This window comes from Streptosporangium sp. NPDC023963 (assembly GCF_040639135.1).
Lineage (GTDB): Bacteria > Actinomycetota > Actinomycetes > Streptosporangiales > Streptosporangiaceae > Streptosporangium.
In genome coordinates this window covers 785,419-810,690 of the sequence record NZ_JBEZZK010000002.1, presented here as the reverse complement: position 1 = coordinate 810,690, position 25,272 = coordinate 785,419, and the positions used below count along the sequence as shown (strand labels likewise).

The 25,272-nt window shown below is 70.5% G+C and carries 22 protein-coding genes; 10 read left to right on the top strand and 12 right to left on the bottom strand.

Going from position 1 to position 25,272, the window contains the following annotated elements; genetic code table 11:
- The first annotated feature begins 9 nt into the window (after positions 1-9).
- The 5 genes from AB0F88_RS09580 (at position 10) to AB0F88_RS09560 (ending at position 4,036) form a co-directional block, all read left to right on the top strand.
- Positions 10-582: an RICIN domain-containing protein gene (locus tag AB0F88_RS09580; protein ID WP_362679626.1), complete on the top strand. Its 573-nt coding sequence runs from the start codon at positions 10-12 to the stop codon at positions 580-582.
- Positions 583-694: 112 nt separating this feature from the next.
- Positions 695-1,501, top strand: a complete 807-nt coding sequence (locus tag AB0F88_RS09575) for a class I SAM-dependent methyltransferase (RefSeq protein ID WP_362679623.1) — start codon at positions 695-697, stop codon at positions 1,499-1,501.
- A 148-nt stretch (positions 1,502-1,649) separates the two neighbouring features.
- Positions 1,650-2,171 carry a hypothetical protein gene (locus AB0F88_RS09570; RefSeq protein WP_362679620.1) on the top strand — a complete coding sequence of 174 codons (522 nt, stop codon included), beginning with the start codon at positions 1,650-1,652 and terminating at the stop codon, positions 2,169-2,171.
- 141 nt (positions 2,172-2,312) lie between these two features.
- Positions 2,313-3,314 carry a serine hydrolase domain-containing protein gene (locus AB0F88_RS09565; protein ID WP_362679617.1) on the top strand — a complete coding sequence of 334 codons (1,002 nt, stop codon included), beginning with the start codon at positions 2,313-2,315 and terminating at the stop codon, positions 3,312-3,314.
- A gap of 341 nt (positions 3,315-3,655) precedes the next feature.
- A complete protein-coding gene (locus tag AB0F88_RS09560; RefSeq protein WP_362680612.1) occupies positions 3,656-4,036 on the top strand; it encodes a response regulator in 381 nt (126 codons plus the stop codon).
- A gap of 121 nt (positions 4,037-4,157) precedes the next feature.
- Here AB0F88_RS09560 and AB0F88_RS09555 read toward each other — a convergent pair whose 3' ends face one another.
- Positions 4,158-6,935 (bottom strand): AAA family ATPase, encoded by a 2,778-nt coding sequence (locus AB0F88_RS09555; protein ID WP_362679614.1) that lies wholly within the window; start codon positions 6,933-6,935, stop codon positions 4,158-4,160.
- 156 nt (positions 6,936-7,091) lie between these two features.
- Between AB0F88_RS09555 and AB0F88_RS09550 the strand changes: the two genes are divergently transcribed.
- Positions 7,092-7,712, top strand: coding sequence for a LysE family translocator (locus AB0F88_RS09550; protein WP_362679611.1), 621 nt, complete (start codon positions 7,092-7,094; stop codon positions 7,710-7,712).
- A 5-nt stretch (positions 7,713-7,717) separates the two neighbouring features.
- On the opposite strand, the gene AB0F88_RS09545 is transcribed toward AB0F88_RS09550, so the two are convergent.
- On the bottom strand, positions 7,718-8,455 hold the full coding sequence (locus tag AB0F88_RS09545; RefSeq protein WP_362679608.1) for an alpha/beta hydrolase: 738 nt from the start codon (positions 8,453-8,455) through the stop codon (positions 7,718-7,720).
- Positions 8,456-8,570: 115 nt separating this feature from the next.
- Between AB0F88_RS09545 and AB0F88_RS09540 the strand changes: the two genes are divergently transcribed.
- Positions 8,571-9,125: a TetR/AcrR family transcriptional regulator gene (locus AB0F88_RS09540; protein ID WP_362679604.1), complete on the top strand. Its 555-nt coding sequence runs from the start codon at positions 8,571-8,573 to the stop codon at positions 9,123-9,125.
- Positions 9,126-9,167: 42 nt separating this feature from the next.
- On the opposite strand, the gene AB0F88_RS09535 is transcribed toward AB0F88_RS09540, so the two are convergent.
- The 4 genes from AB0F88_RS09535 to AB0F88_RS09520 form a co-directional block, all read right to left on the bottom strand.
- Entirely contained in the window at positions 9,168-10,379 is a 1,212-nt protein-coding gene (locus AB0F88_RS09535; protein WP_362679601.1) for a hypothetical protein, read from the bottom strand.
- Positions 10,380-10,410: 31 nt separating this feature from the next.
- The gene (locus AB0F88_RS09530) at positions 10,411-10,797 is read right to left on the bottom strand and encodes a Rid family detoxifying hydrolase (RefSeq protein WP_362679598.1); all 387 of its coding nucleotides are present in this window, start codon (positions 10,795-10,797) and stop codon (positions 10,411-10,413) included.
- A gap of 32 nt (positions 10,798-10,829) precedes the next feature.
- Positions 10,830-11,939 (bottom strand): alanine racemase, encoded by a 1,110-nt coding sequence (locus tag AB0F88_RS09525; protein ID WP_362679595.1) that lies wholly within the window; start codon positions 11,937-11,939, stop codon positions 10,830-10,832.
- A 272-nt stretch (positions 11,940-12,211) separates the two neighbouring features.
- A complete protein-coding gene (locus AB0F88_RS09520) occupies positions 12,212-13,735 on the bottom strand; it encodes an amidohydrolase family protein (RefSeq protein ID WP_362679592.1) in 1,524 nt (507 codons plus the stop codon).
- A gap of 204 nt (positions 13,736-13,939) precedes the next feature.
- On the opposite strand from AB0F88_RS09520, the gene AB0F88_RS09515 reads away from it, so the two are divergent.
- Together AB0F88_RS09515 and AB0F88_RS09510 are read left to right on the top strand one after the other, a co-directional pair.
- The gene (locus tag AB0F88_RS09515) at positions 13,940-15,640 is read left to right on the top strand and encodes a glycosyl hydrolase family 8 (RefSeq protein WP_362679589.1); all 1,701 of its coding nucleotides are present in this window, start codon (positions 13,940-13,942) and stop codon (positions 15,638-15,640) included.
- Positions 15,641-16,094: 454 nt separating this feature from the next.
- On the top strand, positions 16,095-17,147 hold the full coding sequence (locus AB0F88_RS09510; protein WP_362679586.1) for a hypothetical protein: 1,053 nt from the start codon (positions 16,095-16,097) through the stop codon (positions 17,145-17,147).
- Positions 17,148-17,287: 140 nt separating this feature from the next.
- Here AB0F88_RS09510 and AB0F88_RS09505 read toward each other — a convergent pair whose 3' ends face one another.
- Both AB0F88_RS09505 and AB0F88_RS09500 read right to left on the bottom strand, forming a co-directional pair.
- Positions 17,288-17,482 (bottom strand): hypothetical protein, encoded by a 195-nt coding sequence (locus AB0F88_RS09505; RefSeq protein WP_362679583.1) that lies wholly within the window; start codon positions 17,480-17,482, stop codon positions 17,288-17,290.
- An 81-nt stretch (positions 17,483-17,563) separates the two neighbouring features.
- Positions 17,564-18,079 carry a hypothetical protein gene (locus AB0F88_RS09500; protein WP_362679580.1) on the bottom strand — a complete coding sequence of 172 codons (516 nt, stop codon included), beginning with the start codon at positions 18,077-18,079 and terminating at the stop codon, positions 17,564-17,566.
- A gap of 846 nt (positions 18,080-18,925) precedes the next feature.
- Between AB0F88_RS09500 and AB0F88_RS09495 the strand changes: the two genes are divergently transcribed.
- Entirely contained in the window at positions 18,926-19,360 is a 435-nt protein-coding gene (locus tag AB0F88_RS09495) for a hypothetical protein (protein ID WP_362679576.1), read from the top strand.
- A 28-nt stretch (positions 19,361-19,388) separates the two neighbouring features.
- On the opposite strand, the gene AB0F88_RS09490 is transcribed toward AB0F88_RS09495, so the two are convergent.
- From AB0F88_RS09490 to AB0F88_RS09475, 4 genes are all read right to left on the bottom strand, one after another.
- Complete coding sequence (locus tag AB0F88_RS09490; protein ID WP_362679573.1) at positions 19,389-19,538, bottom strand: hypothetical protein; 150 nt, start codon at positions 19,536-19,538, stop codon at positions 19,389-19,391.
- Positions 19,539-19,561: 23 nt separating this feature from the next.
- Entirely contained in the window at positions 19,562-23,185 is a 3,624-nt protein-coding gene (locus AB0F88_RS09485) for a DUF4153 domain-containing protein (RefSeq protein ID WP_362679570.1), read from the bottom strand.
- 166 nt (positions 23,186-23,351) lie between these two features.
- Positions 23,352-24,041 carry a response regulator transcription factor gene (locus AB0F88_RS09480; RefSeq protein ID WP_362679567.1) on the bottom strand — a complete coding sequence of 230 codons (690 nt, stop codon included), beginning with the start codon at positions 24,039-24,041 and terminating at the stop codon, positions 23,352-23,354.
- A gap of 184 nt (positions 24,042-24,225) precedes the next feature.
- Positions 24,226-25,197 carry a GNAT family N-acetyltransferase gene (locus AB0F88_RS09475; RefSeq protein WP_362679564.1) on the bottom strand — a complete coding sequence of 324 codons (972 nt, stop codon included), beginning with the start codon at positions 25,195-25,197 and terminating at the stop codon, positions 24,226-24,228.
- Positions 25,198-25,272: the final 75 nt, after the last annotated feature.

The window sequence follows — 25,272 nt, the reverse complement described above, 5'->3', positions numbered from 1 at the left end:
CTGGAGGACATGACCACTGCACAACCAGTCAAGGAAGGCAAGGGCGTCCACGTGCGCGACATTGCCACTGCCACCGCACTCCTCATCTCGGCCATCACCGGCCTCGCCGGTGCGGCCTCGCCGGCCTCAGCCGGAACCACCGCCGACCAGATCGTGAAGATCAGGCCACTGCACACCACCAACAAGTGTCTGGACGTCCAAGACGGCAGCCACGCCAACAGCGCCAACCTGATCCAGTACGACTGCACCGGCGCCACGAACCAGAGATTCCGCCTGGTCCGCGTGAGCGGCAATGATTTCGAGATCCGGCCGACCCACGTCACCGCGAAGTGCCTGGATATCCAAGGCGGCAGCACGGCCCTGGGAGCGCGAGTGATCCAGTTCGACTGCACCGGCGCTTCGAACCAGCGGTTCGCGCTCGACAACGGCGGGTCGTCGCTGAACAGCATCAGGCCGCGGCACGTCTTCAACATGTGCTTCGACGTTCCGAGCGCCGGCACCGCGAACAGCGTGAACATCATCCAGTTCACCTGCAAGGGCGGGGCCCGCAACCAGCTGTTCGAGTTCCTGCCGACGCTGTGACAACGATCGCGGACGAGCACCGCGTCGGCCCCCAGACCTACCCGGGCGGCAGGGAGCGGGCGATGTGGGCACGGCGCAACCATCCCTCCCGACCATGAGGAGAACGACACCCATGCCACAAGACCCCTTGGCGAGCCCGCTGTTCCCGCGAACCTCGCGGTACCACCCCGGCTGGATCCGCTCCAGCGTCAGCGGCGGAGCCAACTCACTCTGGCTGACCGAATGGCTCACCCATGCGATGACGCTGGAGCCCGGGATGCGGGTGCTGGATCTGGGCTGCGGCCGCGGCGCGTCATCGATCTTCCTGCACCGCGAGTTCGACGTCCAGGTCTGGGCGACGGACCTGTGGTTCGGTGCGGACGAGCGACTGCGCCGCATCCGCGACGCCGGCGCCGGCCACGCGGTGTTCCCGATCCACGCCGACGCCCGATCCCTGCCGTTCGCGGCAGGCTTCTTCGACGCCGTCATCAGCATCGACTCCTTCGTCTACTACGGCACCGACGACCTGTATCTCAACTACCTGGCCCGGTTCGTCCGGCCGGGCGGCCAGATCGGCATCGCGGGCGCGGGACTGACCCAGGAGATCGACGGGCCGGTTCCCGAGCATCTGCGGGGCTGGTGGGAGCCGAGCATGGCCTGCCTGCACTCGGCCCGCTGGTGGCACCGCCACTGGGAACGCAGCGGCATCGCCTCCGTGGACCTCACCGACACCATGACGGACGGCTGGAAGCACTGGCTGGAATGGCAACGGGCGGTAGCACCTGACAACGAGCCGGAAATCAACGCCATCACCGCCGACCGCGGCCGCTACCTCGGGTACGTACGCGCGGTCGCCCGGCGTCGGGCGGACACCGCACTCGACGAACCCATCTCCTCCATCCCCGTGACCTATGCGAAGCAGCCCCTGCATCGCGCCTGAACGGCGAGGGCAGAGGAGAGACCCAACGGACCTCGCCCGATCGCGATGACCGATCGCGATGACCGATCGCCGGACCGTAACACCACCTGCTCACTCGCACCACACGCTCACGCACGTACAAACCTCAGCGATCAGACGGGATATCACCATGTCGCTCATCCACCGCTCCCTCACCGCTCTGGCGCTGGCGGGGACCAGCTTGATCACTATCGCCGCCTCCGCCTCGCCCGTGCAGGCCGCGGCCGTCACCACCATCCATGTCAGCAGCCGCACGGTGTTCATCACGGGCACGTCCGGCGCTGACACCATCAAGATCGACATCCTTGAGGGCAAGGTCACCGTGGACAGCACATCAGGGGTGAGCGCCGGCGCCGGATGCGTCACGTCAGGTCCCAACGTGGTGCAGTGCGCCGGGACCGGCAGCACGATCCAGTTCATCGACGCGGCCACCGTCGGCGGCAAGGACAGCGTGACCAACAACACCTCGTTGCAGTCGTCGATCTTGGGCGGGAGTGACAATGACACCCTGACCGGCGGTTCAGGCCGCGACGGGCTCAACGGCGGCGGTGGAGACGACACACTGAACGGCAAAGGCGGAATCGATGTCGCCAACGGTGTCAGCGGCTTCGACACCTGCACCGCCGAAACCGAGAACTCCTGCGAGGCCTGATCCGGACACACTCTCGCCGCGGCATGGATCAACGACCCGGCCAACCGCGAGAGTGAGGTTCCCTCTGCAGGCACAGAACAGCCGAAGCAGCCATGTCTCACCGAGATTGCCGCCGAGATGTGCGTCAACTATGGTTGACGCATGGACGACAGGCGGCCAACGGACTCGTACGGTGACGAAAAACTCGCGGCGCGGCTCCGTGAGCTCGTGGGCGACCGGCACCCAGTGATCGCGGTCGCGACGGTCTCGCCCAAAGGGACGACGGTGGCGAGTGCGGGCGCGCCCCTGAGCGCGCATTTCGAGATCGGCTCGATCTCGAAGGGGGTGACGGGCCTGCTCTACGCCGACGCGCTCGCGCGCGGAGAGATCCGTACGGCGTCGACCCTCGGCGAGTTCCTGCGGCTCGACGGGACACCGGTGGCGGAGGTGACGCTGGCGTCGGTCAGCACGCACCGTTCGGGGCTGCCGAGCCTGCCCAGGTCGGCGGAACCGTGGCGGCGGACCCTCGCGCTGTGGCGGCACGGGACGAATCCCTACGGTGAGGACCTCGAACAGCTCCTCGCCCAGGCCCAGGGAGTGAGAGTCGGGAAACCGCGGGCCCGATATTCCAACTTCGGGTTCGAATTGCTCGGCCACGCGATCGCGCACGCGGCCGGGACGAGCTACCGCGACCTCGTCCGCACGCGGGTCGCCGAGCCCTTGGGGCTCGGCGTGTTCTACACGCCTTCAAGCCCGGACGAGCTGCTGCCCGGCGCGATCATCGGCAGGAGCAGGTCGGGACGGGTACGGCAGCCGTGGACGGGTGAGGCGATTGGACCGGCGGGTGGCATCCGGGCATCGATCGAGGACATGGCGCGCCTGACGTCCGCCCTGCTCGACGGCACCGCCCCCGGTGTCGCGGCCCTCGATCCCGTGGCGAACCTCTCCGGCCCTGCGGTGCGCGTCGGCGCCGCGTGGATCACCGTCGAAGTGAAGAAGCGTCCCATCACCTGGCACAACGGCGGCACCGGCGGGTTCCGCACATGGCTCGGAGTCGACCGCGCGGCGGGCACCGGTGTGGTCGTCATGTCCGCGACCTCGGTCTCGGTGGACCGCCACGGGTTCGACCTGCTGGCCCGGCTCACCGGGGAGGAAGGCCGATGATCACCGGGCACCGCCCGCCCCGGCCGCTTTGGCCGCCGCGGCCGGGGTCCGGGACCTTCCGCCCCCGTCGCCTTCCCTCCCCCGTGCCCGGGACCTCCTGCCTCGTCGGCTCCCCACCCTCCGCGTCTGGGATCTCCCGCATCCGTCACCTTTTCACCCATCCAGCCCTCTTCGACCGCCTTCCCGCCTCTCCCGCGAAGTGTCCGCCGCGCCCGGAGTTCTCGTGGGAAAACGGGAAACACCTGTCGCCTGCGGATAGCAGTGCGTACACATCCTCGGAAACCCGCGCGGTGGCGAGGGAGAGGAGTTAGCCTCACGCCGTGGGAGAGGTTCTGGGCAGGGTGTTGGTAGTGGATGACGACGACGTCATCCGGCAGCTCATCGCGGTCAACCTGACCCTGGAGGGGTTTCAGGTGGATACGGCCTCCGACGGGCAAGATTGCCTGGACCGGGTGCTGGACGTGATGCCCGACGTCATCACGCTGGACGTCATGATGCCCAGACTGGACGGCTGGATGACCGCCACCAGGCTGCGCAACGACGAGGGGACCCGCCATATCAAGGTGGTCCTGATCACCGCGCGGGCGCAGGAGGACGACAAGCGGCGAGGCCTCGGAATCGGGGTCGACGCCTACCTCACGAAACCCTTCGACCCGGCGGAGCTGATCCAGGTCGTCCGCGAGCTGGCCCTGACCGCGCGCAGCGGCCAGGGCAAGGCCTGACCTTACGGGGCGATGTCGTCGTGGGCCGCGTCATCGGCCGGCCCTTACGAGGCCATGCCGGCCGGCCCTCACAACGCCACGTGGTCCACGTGGTCCACGTGGTCCACGGGGTCCACGCGGGTCAGAGCATGCCGTCCCGGTGGGCCACGGCGGCCGCCTGGGTGCGGGAGGAGACACCCAGCTTGCCCAGGATGTTGGAGACGTGCACGCTCACCGTCTTCTGCGCGATGAACAGCCGCTCGCCGATCTCGCGGTTGGGCAGGCCCTCGGCCACCAGGGCGAGCACCTCCTGCTCGCGGGCCGTGAGCACGGTCGGCGTCGCGGAGGTGAAGCGCGCCCTGCGTCCCAGCTCCGCCAGGGCCTCGCCGAGCGGCTGGGCGCCCAGTGACTCGGCGGCCTCGACGGCGAGCTTCCACTCCTCCAGGGCCGCCGCGCGGTCGCCCTCGACGAGCAGCGCCTCGGCCAGCCGCCATCGCGAGCGCGCGACCTCGTAGACGAACCCGAAGCCGGAGAAAGCCTCGGCCACCGCGCGCCACGCCGCGACGTCGAAGCGGCCGTGCGCGCGGTGGCGTTCGGCCTCCGCCCTGGCCAGCCAGGCCAGCCCCTCGGGGCCGAGCGGGCCGCGCCGGACGGAGCCGGGGCCGACGGCGGCCGGCACCCTGGCCCGCTCCAGGAACGCGTCCGCCTCGTCGGGGCGTCCCAGGTCCGTCAGCGCCCACAGGGCGGTGCTGCTGAGCCGGATCACGGCGGGATCGTTGGGAAGCATGGCGTCGAGCCCCGCGCGGGCGTGGTCGAGCGCGCTCTCGGGGTCGCCGCGCCACAGGGCGTGCTCGGCGGCCAGGCTGCGGCTCATGGCGACGATCGTGACGTCGTCGGCCCAGAAGTCCTTCAGCCAGGACAGGCGGTCCTCGACGACGGGCAGGCCCCTGGCCACCTCGACGAAGAGCGCGAAGGACGACAGGAGCGCCTCCGGCGGGGTGCCGACGCGGACGGCGAACCCGGAGGCGACCTTCTCCGCCAGGTCCCACTCCCCCGCGACATAGTGGATCATGAGGCGCAGGAAGCGCAGGTCGGTGCCGTAGGTGCTCCAGTTGAGGCCGCTCTCGCGTGCGAGCCGCAGCCCCCGGTCGGTGGTGATCGCCGCCTCGGCGAGGTCGCCGCTCTCGTACTGGACCCGGGCGTAGGTGAATATGGCCCGCAGGTCGATGGCGAGGTTGCCCGAGCTCTCGGCGCTCGCGCAGGCGAGCAGTTCCTTGGCCCGGGAGATGTCGTCGGCGAGCGCGGCGAGGGCGGCAAGGGTGATCAGCGCGCTGGTCTCCGCGTCGGCGGCGCCGCTCGCGCGGGCCCTCTCCAGGGCGCGGCCGGCCAGGGCCTCGACCTCGTCGTGCCGCTCGGTCCAGTAGAGCGAGCGGGCGTAGGTCGCGAGCGCGCGGGCGAGCACCGGCCCCTCCGGCGCCGCCTCGACGGCCGCGTACGCGGCGGCGATCGAGCCCTCGACGTCTTCGGTCTCGATGAGGTAGTACGACAGCCGCTCGTTGATCTCGGCGGAGGGCGGGAGGCGCCGGAGCTGGGAGATCGCCCGGTGGTTGTCGCCGCTGTCGGCCGCGGCGGCGGCGCTGCGCGCGGCGAGGGCGACGTGGTCGATCCCGGCCGGCCTCTCGGCGTCGGGAACCCGGTCCCAGAGCCCGAGAGCCCGGTCGAAGTGGCGGTGCGCCTCGGCGGGAGCCCCCAGCCGCTCGGCCCTCCGCCCGGCCTCCACGGACGCGGTCAGCGCCCCTGGCAGGTCGTGACCGGCCAGGTAGTGGTGGGCGAGCTCGGCCGCCGACCCCCCTCGGGCGGTCAGCAGGCGGGCGAACTCGGCGTGCATCCTGGTCCGCTCACCGGGCAGCAGGTCGTTGTAGACGACCTCCTGGAGCAGCGCGTGCCGGAAGGCGTAGCCGTACTCCCCGTCGGGGCGGAGCAGGCCGCGCGAGACGATCTCCCGCATGCCCTCCTCGAAGGCCAGGTCGTCGAGGCCGGAGGCCTGCTGGAGCAGGTCGTGGTCGGCTCGGCGGCCCGCGACGGCCGCGCCGCCGAGCACCCGCTGCGCGGGGTCGGAGAGCAGCTCCGCCCGGGAGAGCAGCAGGCCGGCCAGCCCGTCGGGCATCGAGGAGCCCTCGGAGGCGGCCTCCAGCAGCTCCTGGGCGTAGAAAGGATTGCCCTCGGCCCGGTCGACGACCTTCCGCATCACCCCGGCGTCGGTGCCGCCGAGCGCGGCCAGGTAGTCGGTCATCTCGTGGCGGTCGAGAGGCTCCAGCTCCACCGGCGTCACCGAGGGAAGGCGCTTGAGCTCGGCGAGGACCCGCCGCAGCGGGTGGCGGCGGTGGAGGTCGTCGGTGCGGTAGGTGCCGACGAGGCAGACCTGCTCGGTCTGCAGCATCCGGCTGAGGAAGACCAGCAGGTCGCGGGTGGACTGGTCGGCCCAGTGCAGGTCCTCGAGGACGAGCAGCACGGGCCGCGTGGACAGGAAGCCGAGCACCGAGCCGAAGAGCTGCTGCTGCGTCAGACCTGACGTGCTCTCCCTGCCCGGGTCGGTGCCGCCGGGCAACAGCCTGCCGAGGACCGGCCGCGCGTCGAGCGCCGCGCGCAGCTCCCCGCGTGCCGAGCGCAGGGCGTCGGCGAGCGGGAGGTAGGGGAGGGCGTCGCCGAGTTCGGCGCACTGGCCGATGAGCACGGCGAATCCGGCGGCCTCGGCACGCTCGGCCAGCTCGGTGATCAGACGGGTCTTGCCGATGCCCGCGTCACCTCCCACGAGGGCCACCCCCGCCTGCCCCGTGGCCGCGGTGTCGAGCACGGCGGTGAGGCGATCGAGCTCAACCGACCGCCCGATCAGGACACCCCGCGCGCTTTGCCACCCCACGTCGGCGAGTATCGCATGAGGTACCGACGTAATCGACATTCCGGTCGCGGGGCCTATTGGTATCCCACCAGGGAACGAACAGGGACCGATTGGTACACCAAAGGGTCCGGGCATTGGCCCTGACGGCGAGGACCGGGACGACCTTAGGGTCGGGGCATGATCTCGCCGTCCACATTGTTGATCTTCTCGCTCGCCTCGCTGGCCCTGGTCCTGGTACCGGGCCCGAACCACATCTACATCATCACCCGCGCCGTCTCGCAGGGCCGGGCCGCCGGTGTGGCGAGCGCGTTCGGCGTCGAGGTGGGCACGCTGGTGCACATCGCCGCGGCGGCGGCCGGTCTGTCGTACGTGATCGCGCGATCGGCGACCCTGTTCAACGTGATCAAGTGGGCCGGCGTGGCCTACCTGGTCTATCTGGGCATCCGGGCGCTGACGAGCAGGCAGGAGCTCACCAGCCGGGAGGCCGTCCCGCAGCCGCTTCGGGCGATCTTCCTCGAGGGCGTGGTCGTCAACGTGCTCAATCCCAAGGTGATCCTCTTCTTCCTCGCGTTCCTGCCCCAGTTCGTGGAGCCCGAGGCGGGCGCGGTGCCGCTGCAGATCGCCGTCCTGGGGGGAACCCTGCTGCTCCTGGGCCTGCTCTCCGACATGATCTACGCCATGGCGGCGGGCGCCGTCGGCGGGCGGCTGAGGAGCAGGGCGCCCCTGATCGGCCGGTTCAGCGGCGTCGTCTACCTGGGTCTCGGCGTCGCGACCGCGCTCTCCGGCCGCTCTGCCTGAACGCGCTAGATCGTCCGAACACGCGAGGCCGCCTGAACGTACGAGCAGTGGTCCACCTGGTCGCACAGGTCGCCCACCAGCCTGGCCAGCGGTCCCGGGGCCGCCATCACGCCCAGGTGGCCCCGGCGGGGAACGAGGATCAGCCGCCCGTTCCGGCAGGCGCGCAGGAAGTCGCGTTCGTTCACCCGGAACGGGTCCCGGGTGCCGTTGACCAGCCACACGCGTCCCGGGTACGCGGCCAGCGCCGCGAGCTGGTCGTGACCGGCGACGGCGTCGACGACCTGGGGCATCACCTCGCAGAAGAGTCCTCCCGCCACCATCGCCTCCCCGGCGGGACCCGGCAGGAGGCGGCGGAGGCCGTAGGCGCTGATCCGGTTCGCGAGCGACGGGTTGCGCGCGGCGAGCGAGGCGGCGAACCGGTGAGGCCCGGCCGCCGAGCCGAGGGCGGTGCATCCGATGGCCATCAGTCCGGCCACCCGCTCGGGGAAGCGTTCGGCGACGGCGATGCCGACGTATCCGCCGAGGGAGAGCCCGGCCACGAGAGCCCGGCCGCCCAGGGCGTCGACGGCGTCCGCGACCGCCGACGTCGCCGCGTCCATCGTGAACGGCTCGCCCGCGCGGGTGCCGTGGCCGGGCAGGTCCACGGCCGTCGCGGGGCGGCCGTGACGGGAGAGGTGGGAGACGACGGGACCCCACATGGTCGCGCTGATCCGGATGCCGTGAACGAGAACGACGGGGAGCATGGCACGCCTCCAGAGAGTCGTCCCGATCAAAGGGGTGTCCAGGTCGGGAACCCCTCGGTCAGGGAAGTGCCTCGATTAAAACACAACGCACCGTTGCGTTGCTATAGTCGCTCGCATGGCACCGCGCAAGGAACAGCAGATCTTCCAGGCGACGCTCGAACTGCTCGCCGCCAAGGGCTATGAGGGCCTGACGGTGGAGGGGGTGGCCGAGCGGTCGGGGGTCAACAAGACCACGATCTACCGGTGGTGGCCGTCGAAGGCGGCGCTGCTGGCCGCCGCCCTGGTCGAGGCCGACCTGCTCGCGATGGAGCCCCCGGACACCGGCGACCTCAGGGGGGACCTGGAGGCCCTGGTCGGCGGGATGGCCGCCCTGCTCACCCGTCCTCCCGCCTCGGACGTCGCGGTGGCGGCCCTCGGTGCCGCCGTCCACCACCCCGAGCTGGCCGAGGCGGCCCGGCACTTCTTCGCCGACCGGTTCGCACGGGAGGAGGCCGTCTTCGAGCGCGCGCGGCGGCGCGGCGAGCTGTCCGCCGAGGCCGACACCATGCTGATCGTCGACCTGCTCGCCGGAGCGGTCTGGCTGCGCGCGGTCTTCCGCGGCCTGCCCCTCGACGACGGCTTCGCCGCCCGCGCCGTGAGCACCGTCCTGGACGGCGCCCGCGCGTCGTGAACCCGCCCGGCGAGCCCGGCCGCGAGCCGGATCGGGCCGGTCTCAGGCGGAGAGCGCGCCCGGGATGCGGTCCAGGATCGGGTAGGGCATGAGCCCGTACGCGTAGAAGTCGACCGCGTCGGCTCCCGAGGCCCGCACGGCGCGGACCTTGGCGGCGAGGCGGTCCGCCGAGTCGGTGTCGGGCAGGCCCGGCCGCAGGACGACCCGCAGCTCCTTGTCCTTGCCCGTGGAGCGCCGGTAGGCGACCACGTCGTCGGCCACCCTGGCCGCGTCGCGGGCGTAGGCGAGCACGCCGAGCGAGGGCACCAGGTCGCCGAGGGCGACCAGGTCGACGCCGAGCTGCCAGGAGTCGTGCGCGGCGAGCCCCGGTGAGGGCAGGCCGTCGGTGTAGCCCTTGACCGCGCCGGTGGCGTCGAGGAAGACGAGGCGCGAGCCCTCGTCGGTGACGGCGGTGGAGACCTCGGAGACCAGCGAGGTCACCACCTCGGAGCGGGCCCGCGCGTAGGCGACCACCTCGGGCCCCGCGTACGCGGTCAGGGCGGCGCGGGTCACCTCGCCCTGGGCGGGAGGGTCGCCGTCGAGCACGGCGCCCACGATCCTGGAGCACTCCTCGCGCGCCACCTCCGCGTTGACGCCCAGGTCGGCGGCGCGGCGCATGCAGAAGCCGCAGAAGCACAGGCCGAGCAGGAACGCGTCCATCGGCCCGAGCGGGACGAAACTGCGCTCGTGGTGGTAGCCGTGGCCGAAGGTGCCGAAGTGCAGCGCCTCGGCCACCACGCTGTCGACACCCTGCCTGGCCACCGCCCGGCCCAGCGCGACCGCGTACAGGCGCACGTCGGGGTGGGAGGGGCACAGGTCGGCGGGCGAGCCGCGGTCGCCGAAGCAGTTGCGTACGGTCACGTCCGGGTCGGCCAGGCCGAGCGTGGTGTTCTGCAGGAAGACGGTCCAGCCGTGCAGCGCGAGCCCGCGCTCGGCGGTGGCCCGGCGCAGGGCGGCCAGCGGCTCGTCCCCGGCCCCGTCCTGGACGGGCGGGACCAGCCGCAGCCCGCCGAACAGGTCGGCGGGCGGCGTGAAGTGCGCGCCGTCCCTGCGGAGCGTCACCCGGGAGCGGCCGTGCGGGGTGACGTCACGGGCACGGTGGTAGGCCGCGGCCACGGTCACGCCCGTCACGCCGTATCCGGCGATCCGGTCGAGGACCGCGTCGAGGCCCTCCCCGCGCACGTCCTCGACGTAGACGTATAGCGAGCTGTCCAAGCCGCCGCCCTCCCACGAAGTCGGTCAGACTCTAACGCGGCTTGTAGGCCACGAAGTCGATCTCGACGAGGATGTCCATCAGGTCAGAGCCGACGGTCGTGCGGACCGGGTACGGGCGGGTGAAATACGACTTGTACACCTCGTTGTAGGCGGCGAAGTCACGCTTGAGGTGCTCCAGGTGCACGGTCGACTTCACCACGTCGTCGAAGCCGAGCCCGTGCGCCGCGAGGATCGCGCCGAGGTTGCGCATCACCTGGTGGGTCTGCTCGGCCACGTCGGTCCCGACGACCTCGCCGGTCTCGGGGCTGAGCGGCCCCATGCCCGAGGTGTAGACGAAGTCGCCGACCACGAGGCCCTGCGAGTACGCCCCGACGGGCGCGGCGCCCTCGTCGGTCCTCAGCTCCTGCTTGTCGCTCATCTCACCAATCCTCAACAACGAAGAACAAGAAATCAGAAAAAGGTGTTTATCAGATCGACGACGACATACTCCTCGTCGACCACCGGCATGGTCCGCCACTTGTCGAAGGCGGTGCACGGGTGGGAGATGCCGAACGACACCAGGTCCCCCGGCTTCACCGGCGAGCCCGGCGCCAGCCTCAGGAGGGTGTGCTGGTCCTGGACCTTGAGCACCGTCGCGTCCGCGACGGCTCCGCGCGGGATCGGCGGCCCCTCGTCGAAGGGGGCGTCGCGCTTGCCGAACCCGACCACGGCCAGGCCGGGCTCGGGGACGCTCAGCACGTGCGCCCAGATCTCCAGCGCCGCGCGCAGCTCCCCGTCGATCCGGGTGTACGGGGTGCGCTCGCGGTAGTAGCCGTCGTCGTGGGAGACGTAGGCGCCGCTGCGCAGCATGACCCTGGCCTGGCAGGCGGCGAGCTCACGGCCGATCACGTCGAACCACTGGCTGCCGCCCACCGACAGGATCGGGTCGCGCACCCGCAGGTGCTCCAGCGCCTCCAGCAGCCGGTGCAGATAGGCCCGCACCTCCTCCGCCGACCCCAGCGATCCCTCGTACCCGGCGACGCCCGCGAGCTCCACGCCCTCGGCGGCCTGCGCCGCCGAGGCGACCTCCAGCAGCTGGGCGAGGGTACGGCTGCCGCCCCGCCCGCCCTCGTGGCCGAGCTCGGCCAGCACGCGGAACGGCCGGGCCCCGGCGTGCCGGGAGAGCGCCTCGACCCCGGCCGTCGAGTCGACGAAGCAGAGGAACTCGAACGCGGGATCTGTGGCCAGCTGGGCGGCGAGGGCCGACAGCCCGGCCGGGTCGAAGACCTGGTTGGCGAGGACGATCCGGGAGACGCCGAACTCGCGCAGGGTGAGCGCCTGGCTGGGGGTGGCGACCGTGAGCCCCCACGCGCCCGCGTTGAGCTGTGCCCTGACGAGTTCGGGCGACATGGTGGTCTTGGCGTGCGGGGCGAAGGTGAGCCCGTACTCCCGGGTGAAGGCCGCGAGGGTCGCGATGTTGTGCCGCAGCGCGCTCCGGTGGGCCACCATCACGGGGAAGGTGAACGCCCCGCCGAACAGCGAGGCCCCCAGCGCGGCCCCGGGATCCACGATCCCCTTCACGTCCCGTCCCCCTCTGGTCGCCTCGGCGGATCCGCCGGCTCGCCGGCCGCCGGATCCGGGCGTGGGAGATCACGTCCCCGTTGGCCGCCCTGAGGACCCTATCCTCACGGCGGCCTCTCCAGGGTGTGCCCTCGTGGCTTCATGAGGGCTCAGGGGCGCGCGGCTCAGAGGCGCAGCATGACGCAGAGGCGCAGCAGGGCTCAGGGGCGCGCACGACTCAGAGGCGCAGCAGAGCCTCAGGGGCGCGCACGACTCAGAGGCGCAGCAGAGCCTCAGGGGCGCAGCGCCCTGCCGGGGGTGGCGCCGGTGAGCTCTCTTCCGGCGAGGACCGGGACCCCGGAGACGAGGACGTCGCCGATCCCGGTGGCCGGGGTGCGCGGGACGGCGTACGTGGCCAGGTCGGCGACCGCGGTGGCGTCGAGGACGACCAGGTCCGCGACCTGCCCGGGGCGGACGAGACCCCGCCCTCCGAGACCGAAGCGGCGGGCCGGGTGCGAGGCGAGGTGGACGACCGCCTGCTCCAGGGTCCAGTCGCCGGTCTCGCGGACGTGGTGGCCGAGCATCCTGGCGAACGCCCCGTAGCCCCGGGGGTGGGGGTGGCCGCCCACGTAGATGCCGTCGGAGCCGCCGGTGTGGGCCGGGTGGCGCAGGATCGCGCGGACCGACGCCTCGCCTTCGGGGCCCTCGTCGGGGCGGGCCGACACGCATCCGGCCTCCAGCCGGGTGTCGATCAGGATCCTGCGGCAGAACTCGCCCGGCTCCAGCCCCGCCTCGGCCGCGGCGTCGGGCAGCGTCATCCCCTCGGCCCACTCCGCGCCGGGCACGTGGGAGAAGGTGATCCTCGGCCAGAGCGTCTCGTCCCACTCGATCGGCTCGGACTCCAGGATCTCCAGCGCGCGGCCGGTGTCGGCGGCCGGGACCCACGCGGGCAGCGCGACCATCGCCAGGATCGTGCTGCCCCGCAGGTAGGGGTAGGTGTCGAAGGTGATGTCGATCCCCGTGAGCCGGGCCTCGTCGATCAGCGGCAGGAGCGTGGCGGCCGGGCCGTGGTAGTGCGAGACGTGCACGGCGGCGCCCGAGCGGCGGGCGATGTCCGTCACCTCGGCCATCCCCGCGGGGGCCGCGGCGCCGTACCCGCGCATGTGCGTCACGTACGGCAGGTGGTCCAGCGGCGCGCAGAGCGCGGCGATCTCGGCGGCGTCGGCGTAGCGGCCCGGGGCGTACTCAAGGCCGGTGGAGAGGCCGCAGGCCCCCTCCGACAGGCCGCGCTCGACGCGGGCCAGCATCGCGGCCAGCTCGTCGGCGGTGGCGGCCCGCTCCGCGGCGCCCATCACGTCGTGGCGGATCGTGCCGTGCGGCAGCAGGTACGCGGTGTTCAGGGCGGTCGCCCGGTCGTAGCCCGCGAGCAGCTCCCCGACGCCGATCGGCCCGTCCGCCGAGGGGTGGACACCGTTGATCGCCGCGAAGTAGCGGGTGGCGTAGGCGAAGGTCTCCGGGGTGGTGGAGGGGGCGAAGGAGAGCCCGTCCTGGCCGAGGACGAACGTGGTCACGCCCTGCCGGAGCGCGGCGAGCTGCACCTCCTTGTCGAGGACGAGGGCGTCGCCGTGGGCGTGGCAGTCGACGAGGCCGGGCATGACGTGGCGCCCGGCGGCCTCGACGACGGTGGTGGCGTCCGCGCCGTCGAGCCGGCCCACGGCGGTGATCCGGTCACCGTTGACGCCGACGTCGGCGCGGCAGGCGGGGGCTCCGGTGCCGTCGAGCACCCAGCCATCCCTGATCAATACATCGAACGACATGCCGGGATTCAATCACCCGGAAGGTGTTCGCCACATCCAGCGCTCACCTTCGTTCTCCCTGCCCATGTCCTGGATTTCCCCTCGATCACGGAGTGGGGGAATTTGGGCCCCCCACCCCCTTGACCGCAGCGTGTCAGGGATGGTGCCATCTTTCCCTAGTTAGGAACCTTTCCTAACTAGATGATCGCAGAGAGGGCACCCCCTGTGCATGCGAGACCGCGTCTCCAACGCCCCTCGACCGTCCTCGTCCTGGCACTGGCGTCGGCACTGATCGCATCGGTGTTCGTGCTGGCGGCCCCGCCCGGCTTCGCCGCCGACTCCCTGCTCTCCCAGGGCCGCCCGGCCACCTCGTCCTCCGACGAGGACGCCACGCTGCTCCCTGCCGCCGCCTTCGACGGCAACACCTCCACCCGCTGGGCCTCCGCCGAGGGCCACGACCCCGAGTGGATCCGCGTCGACCTCGGCGCCTCCGCCACGATCTCCCGGGTCAAGCTGACCTGGGAGGCGGCGTACGGGAAGTCGTACCGCGTCGAGGTCTCGCCCGACGGCTCCACCTGGACCCCCGCCTACTCGACCACCACCGGCGACGGAGGCGTCGACGACCTGGCCCTGTCGGGCACCGGCCGCTACGTGCGGATGTACGGGACCGCGCGAGGCACCTCCTACGGCTACTCGCTGTACGAGATGGAGGTCTACGGCAGCACGGGGGGCACGACCCCGACGCCCACGCCGACGGTCACCCCGACCCCCGGCGGCCCCGGCGTGCCGTTCGGCTCTCACAAGATCCCCTACGCCTCCGGGATGCTGCGCCCGACCGGCGCCCAGGCCACGCTCGACCAGAAGGTGGTCGACTACTACCAGCGCTGGAAGGCCGCGTTCGTCAGGCAGAACTGCGGCAACGGCTGGTACCAGATCATCTCCCCCGACGCCGACCACCCGTACGTGGCCGAGGCGCAGGGCTACGGCATGGTCATCACCGCCACGATGGCCGGAGCCGACCCCGACGCGAAGAAGATCTTCGACGGCCTGGTGAAGTACGTCCTGGCCCACCCGTCCTCGATCACCCCCGGCCTGCTCGCCGCCGAGCAGAACACCTCCTGCCAGAGCGTCAACGGCGGCGACTCCGCCACCGACGGCGACCTGGACGTGGCCTACGGGCTGCTGCTCGCCGACCGGCAGTGGGGCAGCTCGGGCACCTACAACTACCGGCAGCTCGCGATCAACCACATCAACGCCATCAAGGCCGGTGAGGTCAACGCGACCACCAAGCTCATGAAGCTCGGCGACTGGAGCAGCGCGGGCGACCAGTACTACTGGATCAGCCGCTCCTCCGACTGGATGATCGACCACTTCAGGGCGTTCCGTAAGGCCACCGGCGACACGACCTGGGACACCGTCCGCACCAACCACCAGAACCTGATCGCCTCCCAGCAGTCCGCCTACGCCCCGAACACGGGCCTGCTCGCCGACTTCGTCGTCGACACCAACACCACCCCGAAGCCCGCGCCGAACCAGGTGCTGGAGGACGCCAACGACGGCAAATTCTGGTGGAACGCCTGCCGCGACCCGTGGCGGATCGGCAACGACGCGGTGACCAGCGGCGACACCAGGTCGCTCGCCGCCGCGCGCAAGCTCAACACCTGGATCAAGGGCAAGACCGGCGGCAACCCGAACAACATCGCGGTCGGCTACTCCCTCAACGGCACCCAGATCTCCGGCGGTAGCGAACCGGCCTACTTCGCCCCGTTCGCGGTGGCGGCGATGACCGACTCCGGCAGCCAGACCTGGCTGGACGCCCTGTGGAACAAGATGCTCAACACCCCGTTCACCGCGAGCGACTACTACTCCACCAGCATCCAGCTCCAGGTCATGATCACCGTGACCGGCAACCACTGGGTCCCCTGACCTTCACCCGAACCGACGCGGCCCCTGCTTTCGCGCAGGGGCCGCGCTTTCACGCCCATACCTGTTACACGTTATTCAGGCGACTCTCACGCAGCAACGTTCAATGCTGTTCCTGGCGGCGGCCTTCTACGGCAAGGTATCGACCCTTCTGAATCGGGTATGGCGAGACATCGACGAGGACCTCGCCCGGCTGACCGTCACCGAACTGAACGTGTACGGCGTGACCTGCCGTAACGGTTCCACGTTTCACGGACCTGTGATAGTTCGCCGTCTCCTACGACGGCCACGCTGTCCGCATGCACTGGGATACGGAACCGCCGCACACGTCGGCGTCGAACGCGGTCCACACCCAGGTCGACGAGAACCTCTCCATCGCCATTGTGCATCCGATTTTCATTCGGCAGATCTGACAAAACAAGTTACATGAGAGCCTTGCGGCCGCTACTGTCAACCGGTGACCACTATTGATCGCGAACAACTCCTCGCCTCAGCTCAAGACTTCGCCGATCGCGCTTTGACCGCACACAGAGAGAACGACGACCGAGTCGTCTTGATGTTCGCCGCCATCAGCTTGGAGCATCTATGTAAAGCTTATTTATATCAAATCAATCCAGCATTGCTAACGGAATTAAAGAATGGTCAGCTAGATTCACTACTCCATCTTACCGGAAATGGAGACAAATCACGTACCGCCACCCCACGAACCATCAGCGCCAGGGAAGCAGTCCAGCGCATAAAGAGGATTCAGCCGCAAGTCGCCCTGCCCGACGATCTGATCAATCAGCTGATCAACGTTCGGGACGGCATGGTCCATGCCGGCTATCTTGAATTACCGGAAAGTCGAAAAATATTTGCAGCATACTTGAGAGCATGCCACGACCTCTACAGGCTTCTGAATGTTAGATCCGGTAGCCAATGGGGTCGCCATCAAGGCCTCGTCAGCCTAATAATCACTCAGTCTGTAGACGAAATTGAACGAATCGTCGAAGCAAAATTTTCTGCCGCAAGATCAGGAGTCACCAAACCCGCTCTTATGTTCTCAAAAGAACAGCAAGAAGCCATCGTAGACGCAATCCTCGAAGGCCGGGTCGAGCTCGGCGGGTACGGAATGAAGAGCATGACCTGCCCTGCATGCCAGCGCAAGACCGCCTCTTATATAGGAAGAATCGATATAAGCAGCTCCGCCACCAAGAACGCCGGCCACCCTAATGCCGTCACCTATGTGCTGCGCGGGGAAGCGTTGATATGCAAGTCCTGCAAACTGGCACTGACAGGATCTTGGGAGCTTGAGATCGCGGGAGTCGCCAAAAGCGTCGAATACGCGTCCACCCCGGGATCAGATCTAGTGTTTTACGAAGAGACGGCTGGTCGCGAAATGTATATCCCATACCTCGACGACCCGAACTTCGAATACGATCGCCAATTCGATCCGCAAGTTCCTTATCATCCCGAAGACGACGACCTGGAGGACGTGTCCGCAGACGACGAATCCGAAAATCGCGAATGACTTTTATATTCGCTGAATGTGCCGATGGCTTCCCTGGCCCCTCTGGCCTTCCCATTGTTGTGGAACACAGCCGGAATCCGGCCAGCGAACTCTTTGAACCGAAGTGGCAAGAGTGCCGCGCGGGCCTCCATTCGTGGACCTCACGCACAGGTCAGCGTGCGACGCAGTTCCTGGGCCGAGTCGCTTAGCGTCGATGTCGGCCCTGTTCCGGCATGCTCGATGCGGTCGGCGACACGGAGAAGCAGGTTGGTGGTACGTGCCGAGGCGATCTCGCTCGCCTGTGCCATCACGTCCACGACAACCAGCTCGGCCTCCGGCCATGCCCGCGCGTGCACACGGCCATTGAGCAGTTGAGCTCCGCAGTTATAGCGAGAACGTCCCCGGGTCAATGCAGTTATAGCGAGAACGTCCCCGGGTCAATCGGTGATCGTAAGCCTCCATGAGCGGGGCGATGGCCTTCCCCCACTCGCCCAACTCCGCGTGTGCCATTCCTCGATGCCCGGCCGACTCCGCCTGGTCACGTCCACCCACCGCGCCCAGTACGGATCGCGGGTGCTGATGCTCTCGGCGAGTGCGGAGCGTGCCCGCTGGAGCGCGTCGAACCCCCGTGTCCCGTCGCCCAGGGCCGCAAGCGCACGCCCCCGCCGTACCTCGAATATCGCTTTGACGCGGGGAGGAAGGACACTGTTGGTGAGCACGTCGTCGGCGATGCGCAGCGTCTCGTGCGGACGGTGCTGGAACTGGGACAGCATCGAGAGGTGGGTTAGTTCGAACAGTTCCATGCTGCGATCTCCCGCGAGGCGGGAGAGCATCATCGCCTCGTGGATGGTCTGGCGCGAGGCATCCTGCCGATCGGCGTCATGGGCCTGCCAGGCGGCGATTTCTCCGGCCTCTCCGGCGGCGGCTTCGAGATCTCGTTCGATGGCCGCCAAGAAATTTCCCGCAGCGAGTTTGGCACTGGCGGCTCAAAAGATCCGCACGGCGAGGGGGAAAATCTCGTTTTCCCCGTACGCGATGTCCAGCGCGACAAGTGCCTGCCCAGTGGTCCGGAGCGCCATCACACAGTCCGCGTCAGCCGGTCGACCGTCTACGGCGAATGGCTGGCTGTGGGCCAGCCGCGAGGAGCCCTTCTGCGCTCTCGGGTTCCACGCCGGGGCCGAACGGACGGTCGACGCCGACAGCCTGGAGGCACTGCGGGCCGAGACCGAGCGGCAGGAGACCATCGCGCGACAGGCGCGGCAACGGGCCGCCGGACAGGTGGTCTCATGATCAGGCACCCGAATGTCCGAAACCGACACCTCGAAAGACGACCTCGGCGCCACAGGAGAGGTGATTTCCGCGATCTGGGTGACGAGGCATATCCACAGCGTGCAACGTTGACCCGCAACAGGCCGGTCTGACGCTACGCCTCCGAGGCCGGTTCGTATGACAACAACAGGGTGATCTGTATGACGAGGAAGGTAGTGGATGAGCAACCCGCTCCCGATCATCGAACTGCCGTTGGATTGGGACGAGTGGAACATCGACCACGCGCAGCGGCATGGAGTCTCACGAGAGGAGATCGAGCAAGTCGTCCGACGACCTGCCTGATGTGCGCCAATCACGCAGGGAGGGGAAGCCTGTCCCCGATCACTACCTCCGGCGGGGGTGACCGACGCGGGGCGATGTGTCACCGTGGTCGTCCTCTACCCGGTCACCAGGAAGCGTGACTGGGGTGTGTACGAACTGGAAATCGCACGACCGGTTACCGCGTACGACACACCGAAGAAGGGCTGAGCATGACTGAGAACGAACCGACCGCGCGGGACATCGCCGCGATGGACGAGGCTGAGCGCGCCCGGTGGTTCTACGACAACCGCGAGCAGGTCGCCGAGGAATCCACACCTGCCGTTCTCGACCGAGTCGTATCGGTACGAGTCAGCCCCGAAGACCTCGGCCTGCTGACCGAGGCCGCGGCGGCGGCGGAAATGAAACTGAGCGCGTGGTTGCGCAAGGTGGCGTTGGAAGCCGCGGCGATGGCACCTGCCGCCCCGCCCGCGGCAGTGCTGTCCGGCGAGGAGACGCGGCGGCTCCAGGATTCCGTTCTGAACATCGTGGAACTGCTGGAGCGCAGTGGCATCAGGCTTGACACGGCAGCGGACGAACGCGATCGATCGCTGGTTCTGAAATCACTGCGGCGTCCGCGGAAGAAGAAGATCAAGGCTGGAAAGTAGTCCACGGAGCCGAACCGCGGACACCGGCTCAGGGTGACATGCGGTTGCCCATCCCGGTGGACATGCGGTTGCCCATCCCGGTGGACATGCGGTTGCCCATCCCGGTGACGCCCAACGGCGCCTCACCAGGATTGGACACCTGGTCGGACGCCGTCTCGCGCGGTCGGCGAGGAAGCACCGTGAGACGGCCTTCGGGGTTACTCAGTCCTGGTCGGGTATCTCCAGCCGGGAGGGCGTCTGCGGGCATGAGGCTCCCCTGTCGACCGGGCGCCGTTCCAGCAGTTCCCTCGCCTCGCGACGGGCCAGGTTCCAGCCGTTCCACGGGTCGGGCCCGGCGAGCTCGTTGGCCGCGACCACGTCCCGCAGGACGCAGCTGCGGGCCGGCTCCGGCAGCCTGTCCAGGGCGGGAACGGCCTCCGCGCCGAGGTCGCCGAGGTATTCGAGGTCGACCCGCTCCACGCCCCGTACGGCGATCTGGGTCTCCGCGACCCGCAGGTCGGGATTCCAGACCACGAACGCCAGCAGGGAGGCGCTCGTCATGATGACGACGGTCCTGGGCAGCCAGCGCGCGTGCCCGCGTCCGGTGAGCCGGGCCGCGCCCGCGACGAGGACCAGCGCGAAGATCCCGCCCAGCCACAGCACCGTCGCCGACACCGAGGCCCGCAGCCGGGACAGGCCGTAGGCGTCGGCGTACAGGTCCAGGCGGTGCAGCGCGGAGAACAGGATCACCAGGGTCAGCACGCAGAGCACGCCGAGCAGCCCGGCCATCAGCCAGCGGTCGGCTCCCTTGAGCTCCAGCGTCCCCGAGGCGACCGCCACGATGGCCAGCACGAACACGCTGACGACGACGAGCTGGAAGAACCCGGAGCGCGCGTACTCGGCGTAGGTCAGCCCGGTCGCGGACAGCACCCACCGGGTACCGCCGAACAGCACGGTCAGCTGCATCCCCACGAACGTGGCGAACAGCAGGTTGAGCGCCGTCAGCGGGGTCACCCAGAGACCGCGGCCGACCGCGACCTTCAGGTCGGGTGCCTTCGGCTCGGCCACGGGCCGCAGCCCCACCAGTACGGCGGAGGCGACCACGACCGCGAAGACGACGAAGAGGAGGATCCGCAGCGGCATCGACTCCGCCCACTCCTGCGCGCTGAACACCCGCTCGACGGCCTCGGCGAAGACCGCGTCCGCCGAGGCGAACAGCGCCCCGAACACCACCAGCAGCACGACGGTGAGCCCGCCCCCCAGCAGCAGCGGCATCACCCGGCGGCGGGACGCGAGGCCCTTCAACCTCGCGCCGAGGAACCACGGCACCGGCAGCAGGCCCAGGACCACCGACGCGCCGCCCCTGATCACCCCGAGCCAGCCGCGCCCGGCCCCCGACAGGGCGAGCGCGGCCGTCAGGAACCCGGCCAGCAGAAGGATCCCGACCAGCCAGTCGGCGTCCCTGAACATCACCGTCGCGACCAGCCCGTAGGCGATCGCCCCCATCCCGGCCGACCAGGGGTTGATCCTCCTGCGCGCCGCGGGGATCGCCGCCAGCCCCATCGCCACGGCCACCAGCACGAGCCCCAGCCCCGCCCTGCTGTACGGCACCGCGACCGCGGCGAGCGCCCCGACGGCGGCCGAGACCGGCAGCGCCCAGCGGGGCGTGTCCGGCAGCTCGGGCCGGGGGAAGATCGGCGGTGCCTCGTATCCGCCCGGAGCCCCCGGACCCCGGCCCCCACCCGGCCGGGAGACCGCCGACGAGCCCGTCGATGAGCCCGGCGACCCTTCCCTGACGCCTACCGGCTGCGCCCCGCCCTCCCGCCGCGGAGCCTCCGGACCCGCCACGGTGACGCGCTGCGCGACGGGTCCCCGCGCCGGAGGCCGGGGCGGGGGCTGCTCGGCGGGAGCCAGGATGTCGTCGGTGGGCGTGGTGGCGCCGATGACCGTACCGATGAAAGCACCGATGGCGAAGACGGCGGCCCCGGCGAACGCCGCCAGCAGGGGGTCGACGTTCGCGAGGCCGATGCCCACGATCACGGCGCACACCAGCCCGCCGACGCCGCCGACGAACACCCCGATGAACGCTCCCGCCCAGTTCCGCATCACGACCGGCTTCTGACGCGGGCTCCCCTGCCGGGCGAGTACGGGCTGCGGGGGGTACGGCTGCGGGGCGGGCCGCACGGGAGGAGAGGGTGTGGCGGCGACGTCGGGGCCGGCGGCTCCGGGGGCCGTTCCAGGGGTCGCCCCGGAGTCCGCAGCGGCGGGCACCGGCCCGGACGTCACGCCGTGCCCTGGTCCGCCCGCGGCCGGGCCGGAGGTACCTGAGGTACCGGGCGCCTGGCCGGTCTCCCGGGGTCCGGACACCCGGACGGGTCCAGCGGCCTGAACGGCTCCGACCGGTTCGCCGGTACCGGACCCCGGACCGGTCACCGGACCGGTCGTCGAACCGGCCGCCGGGCCGGCCACCGAAGCGGTCACCGATCCGGACGCGGAAGCGGTCGCCGCGACCTCTCGCGACCGGGACGCCCGCCCGGCCCCGACCGGCTCACGGACCTCGGACTCCCGGCCGGTTTCCAGCGGTTCACCCGGTTCGACGGATCCGGAGCCCTGATCGGCCCCGGACACCCGACCGGCTTCCACCGGTCCGCCGGATTCCGAACCCCCGGGATCCCCGGAGGCCCCGGAGACCCCGGCGGCCTCGCCACGTCCGGACGGCACATCGGCCGCGGACGGGACGAAGGACGCGGGAGCCACCGCCCCCGTGGGGGCTTCGCCGGGAGGGGCCTCGCCCGGGGCGACGGCGTCCGCCTCCGCGGGGAGGGAGCCCTTGGCGGGGAGAGACGGGGGGTTCATCTCGATCCTTTCCGGAAGGTCGGCCACGATGTGGCAGCCGACACCGTCGTCGACGTGGATGGAGCCGCCGTGGAGCTCGACGATCTCCTTGGTGATGGCCAGGCCCAGCCCGGCGCCGCCGTCGTCGGCGGCCCGGCCCGCGTCCAGGCGCGAGAAGCGCTCGAACGCCCGCGCTCGGTCCTCGGCCGCGATCCCCGGCCCCTGGTCGCTCACCCGCAGCCGGACGCCCTCCCCCCTGGCCGTGGCCGTCAGCACCACCAGCCCTCCGGCGGGGCTGTGCCGCACCGCGTTGTCCAGCAGGTTGGCGAGGACCTGCGCGAGCAGGTCGGGATCGGCGCGCACGCTCAGCCCCTCCGGGACCTCGCAGCGCGCCACCACCCCCTCCCTGGCCAGGACGGCCTCCCGCAGGGCCTGCTCGCACAGCTGGCGCAGCTCGACGTCCTCACGCTCGATCAGCCGGGCCCCGGACTCCAGGCGGGACAGGTCGAGCAGCTGCGCGACCAGCCGGCCCAGCCGCTCGGTCTGGGCGAGCGCGGTGCCGAGGGTGACGGGATCGGGGTCGGAGACCCCGTCGACCACGTTCTCCAGCACCGCCCGGAGCGCGGTGATCGGCGTACGGAGCTCGTGGCTGACGTTGGCCACCAGTTCCCGGCGCTGCCGGTCCACCTCGCCCAGGTCGGCGGCCATCGCGTTGAAGGCGCGGGCGAGCTCGCCGACCTCGTCACGGGAGGACGCGGTGACCCGCAGGCCGTACCGGCCCTTGGCGATGGTCTGCGCGGCGGCGGCCATCTCGCGCAGCGGCTTGGTCATCCCCCGCGCGAGCAGCTGCACCATGATCAGTGCGAACACCGCGGCCACCGCGACGCGCACGTTGCGCGAGTATCCGGCGTTGATGCCGACCTCGTTGACGACGAACGCCGCCACCACGGCCAGCAGGATCACCATGCCGAGCTTTATCTTGATCCGGCCCAGGAAGTCGAGAGGTCTCAATGGTCGGCGCGTCCCGGTGTCGAAGGTGAAGGGCACATGAGTGTCTGAGTGGCGGAGAGGGCGATCGGTTCTCGTCCGGACGCGAGCGCCGTTTCCGGGGCGTGCCGGCACGCCTCCTCGCGGCCGTACCCGGGCGCGTGTCCACCTGCCGCGCCGGAATGCCCGCTCACGGTTTGACGAGGGCGTAACCGACGCCGTGGACGGTACGGACGACGCCGGGGCCGAGCTTGCGGCGCAGGGCCCGCACGTGGCTGTCGACCGTGCGGGTGGCCGCGGCCTCGGAGAAGCCCCAGATGTCGGCGAGTAGTCGCTCGCGCTCGAAGACCTGGCCGGGGCGCTCGGCGAGGCGGCAGAGCAGGTCGAACTCGGTCCTGGTGAGCTGGGCCTCGGTGCCCCGCACGTAGACGCGGCGCTCCGCGGTGTCGATCTCGACGTCGGCGAGGCGGATGACCGTGTCGGCCACGGCCAGCTGGGAGGCCCGCTCGACCCTGCGCAGCAGGGCGTGCACCCGGGCGACCAGCTCGCGCATGCTGAACGGCTTGGCCATGTAGTCGTCGGCCCCGACCCCGAGTCCCACGAGCAGGTCGGTCTCCTCGCCCAGCGCGGTGAGCATGAGGACCGGCACCGGTCTGGCCGCCTGCATGCGCCGGCACACCTCCAGCCCGTCGAGGCCGGGCAGCAGCCGGTCGAGCACCACCACGTCGGGCCCCGTCCTCGCGTAGGCGGCCAGCGCCGCCTGCCCGTCCCCGACGACCTGCACGTCGAAACCCTCGGCGGCCAGCCTGTGGCGTACGGCCCGCGCGATCGTCTCGTCGTCCTCGACCACGAGGACACGTCGTTGCTGAGGGGTTGCCATGACCGGCAGCGTAGACCGGAGCCGTGCAGAAGACCTGTGGTGAATTGTGCAGATTCTGCGCACTCGGTGACGGGGGCCGGCCCGATGAGCAGGGCCCTCGCGCGGACGAGGGCCCTGCCCGGCGGGCCGGAGAGGCCGGATCACGGGCCGGAGAGGCCGGGATCAGACGGGGATCAGACGGGAATCAGGTGAGGATCAGGCGGCGGCCGGTGATCCGGTAGCCGATCCGGGCGAACGAGGCCGCCATGGGCGCGTTGCCCACGTCGGTGTTGTCCTTCACCTCGGGCTCGCCCTCGGCGACGAAGATGTGCAGCGCCTCGGTGACCAGGTCGTCGGCGTAACCGCGGCCCCGGTGGGCCGGGTCGATCCCGAGGTAGCCGATCGTGGCGTTCCTGGAGTTGCGCGTCGCCATCACGACGCCGACGAGCTCCCCCGACGCGTCGTGGGCGAGCCGCCACCATTGGCGCCCGCCGGGCATGTCCGCGACCTCGGCCACGGTCTTCTCGGCCGTCGCCCTCGCGCCGTGGGCCGCGAGGTTGCGCCGGTCCCAGTCGTCGAGGCTGCCCTCGGCGACGCGGGCCAGCAGGTTCACCACCACCTCGTCGTCGTCGGCCGGGGCGAAGGTGAGCCGGGCCGACCGGGACGGCAGGCCGTACTCGGGGAGCCAGTGCAGGTTGAGCCGCTCGACGGACCGCCGCAGCCCGGCCTTCTCGGCGGCGGCGATCCGGTCGGAGGCGTCCGCGAACGCGTCGGGGCGCTCTCGCCAGTCGGCGGGCAGGAACAGGTGGTAGTCGGGCCGCGCCCCGGACGGTGTGGCGTACCCGGGCGTGACCAGGGTGGCGTACGCGGCTCGCAGCAGGGCGGCCCCCACCTCGATCCGGTCGGGGCCGAACCCGGGGTCGAGCCAGTCGAGGCTGAAGGGGTGCTCGGAGCCCGGCGGGCCCCAGAAGGCGGCCCTGGCGACGACCTCGTCGCCGCGCAGCGCGACCCAGACCCATTCGGGCCGGTAGCCGAGCTCGTCGAAAGGCAGGTGGCGGGCACCGACGCCGGAGGCGGGGAGCGGGCCGTAGCGGTGGAACAGGTCCGACTCGCCCGCTTCGAGCGGACGGAACAGCAGATCGGACATGGACCGGTCGGACAGGGACAGCTCAGACAAGCGAAACTCCAGAAAGCGGGTGCGCTTCCCGGGCTCAGGCGGCCTGTCGCCCGAGGCGGGAGCGCGTGACCAGGG

Coding starts and splice junctions, on each gene's coding strand:
- AB0F88_RS09580 (WP_362679626.1), top strand. CDS start 10: ATGACCACTGCACAACCAGTCAAGGAAGGCAAGGGCGTCCACGTGCGC.
- AB0F88_RS09575 (WP_362679623.1), top strand. CDS start 695: ATGCCACAAGACCCCTTGGCGAGCCCGCTGTTCCCGCGAACCTCGCGG.
- AB0F88_RS09570 (WP_362679620.1), top strand. CDS start 1,650: ATGTCGCTCATCCACCGCTCCCTCACCGCTCTGGCGCTGGCGGGGACC.
- AB0F88_RS09565 (WP_362679617.1), top strand. CDS start 2,313: ATGGACGACAGGCGGCCAACGGACTCGTACGGTGACGAAAAACTCGCG.
- AB0F88_RS09550 (WP_362679611.1), top strand. CDS start 7,092: ATGATCTCGCCGTCCACATTGTTGATCTTCTCGCTCGCCTCGCTGGCC.
- AB0F88_RS09545 (WP_362679608.1), bottom strand. CDS start 8,455: ATGCTCCCCGTCGTTCTCGTTCACGGCATCCGGATCAGCGCGACCATG.
- AB0F88_RS09540 (WP_362679604.1), top strand. CDS start 8,571: ATGGCACCGCGCAAGGAACAGCAGATCTTCCAGGCGACGCTCGAACTG.
- AB0F88_RS09530 (WP_362679598.1), bottom strand. CDS start 10,797: ATGAGCGACAAGCAGGAGCTGAGGACCGACGAGGGCGCCGCGCCCGTC.
- AB0F88_RS09520 (WP_362679592.1), bottom strand. CDS start 13,735: ATGTCGTTCGATGTATTGATCAGGGATGGCTGGGTGCTCGACGGCACC.
- AB0F88_RS09495 (WP_362679576.1), top strand. CDS start 18,926: ATGACTGAGAACGAACCGACCGCGCGGGACATCGCCGCGATGGACGAG.
- AB0F88_RS09480 (WP_362679567.1), bottom strand. CDS start 24,041: ATGGCAACCCCTCAGCAACGACGTGTCCTCGTGGTCGAGGACGACGAG.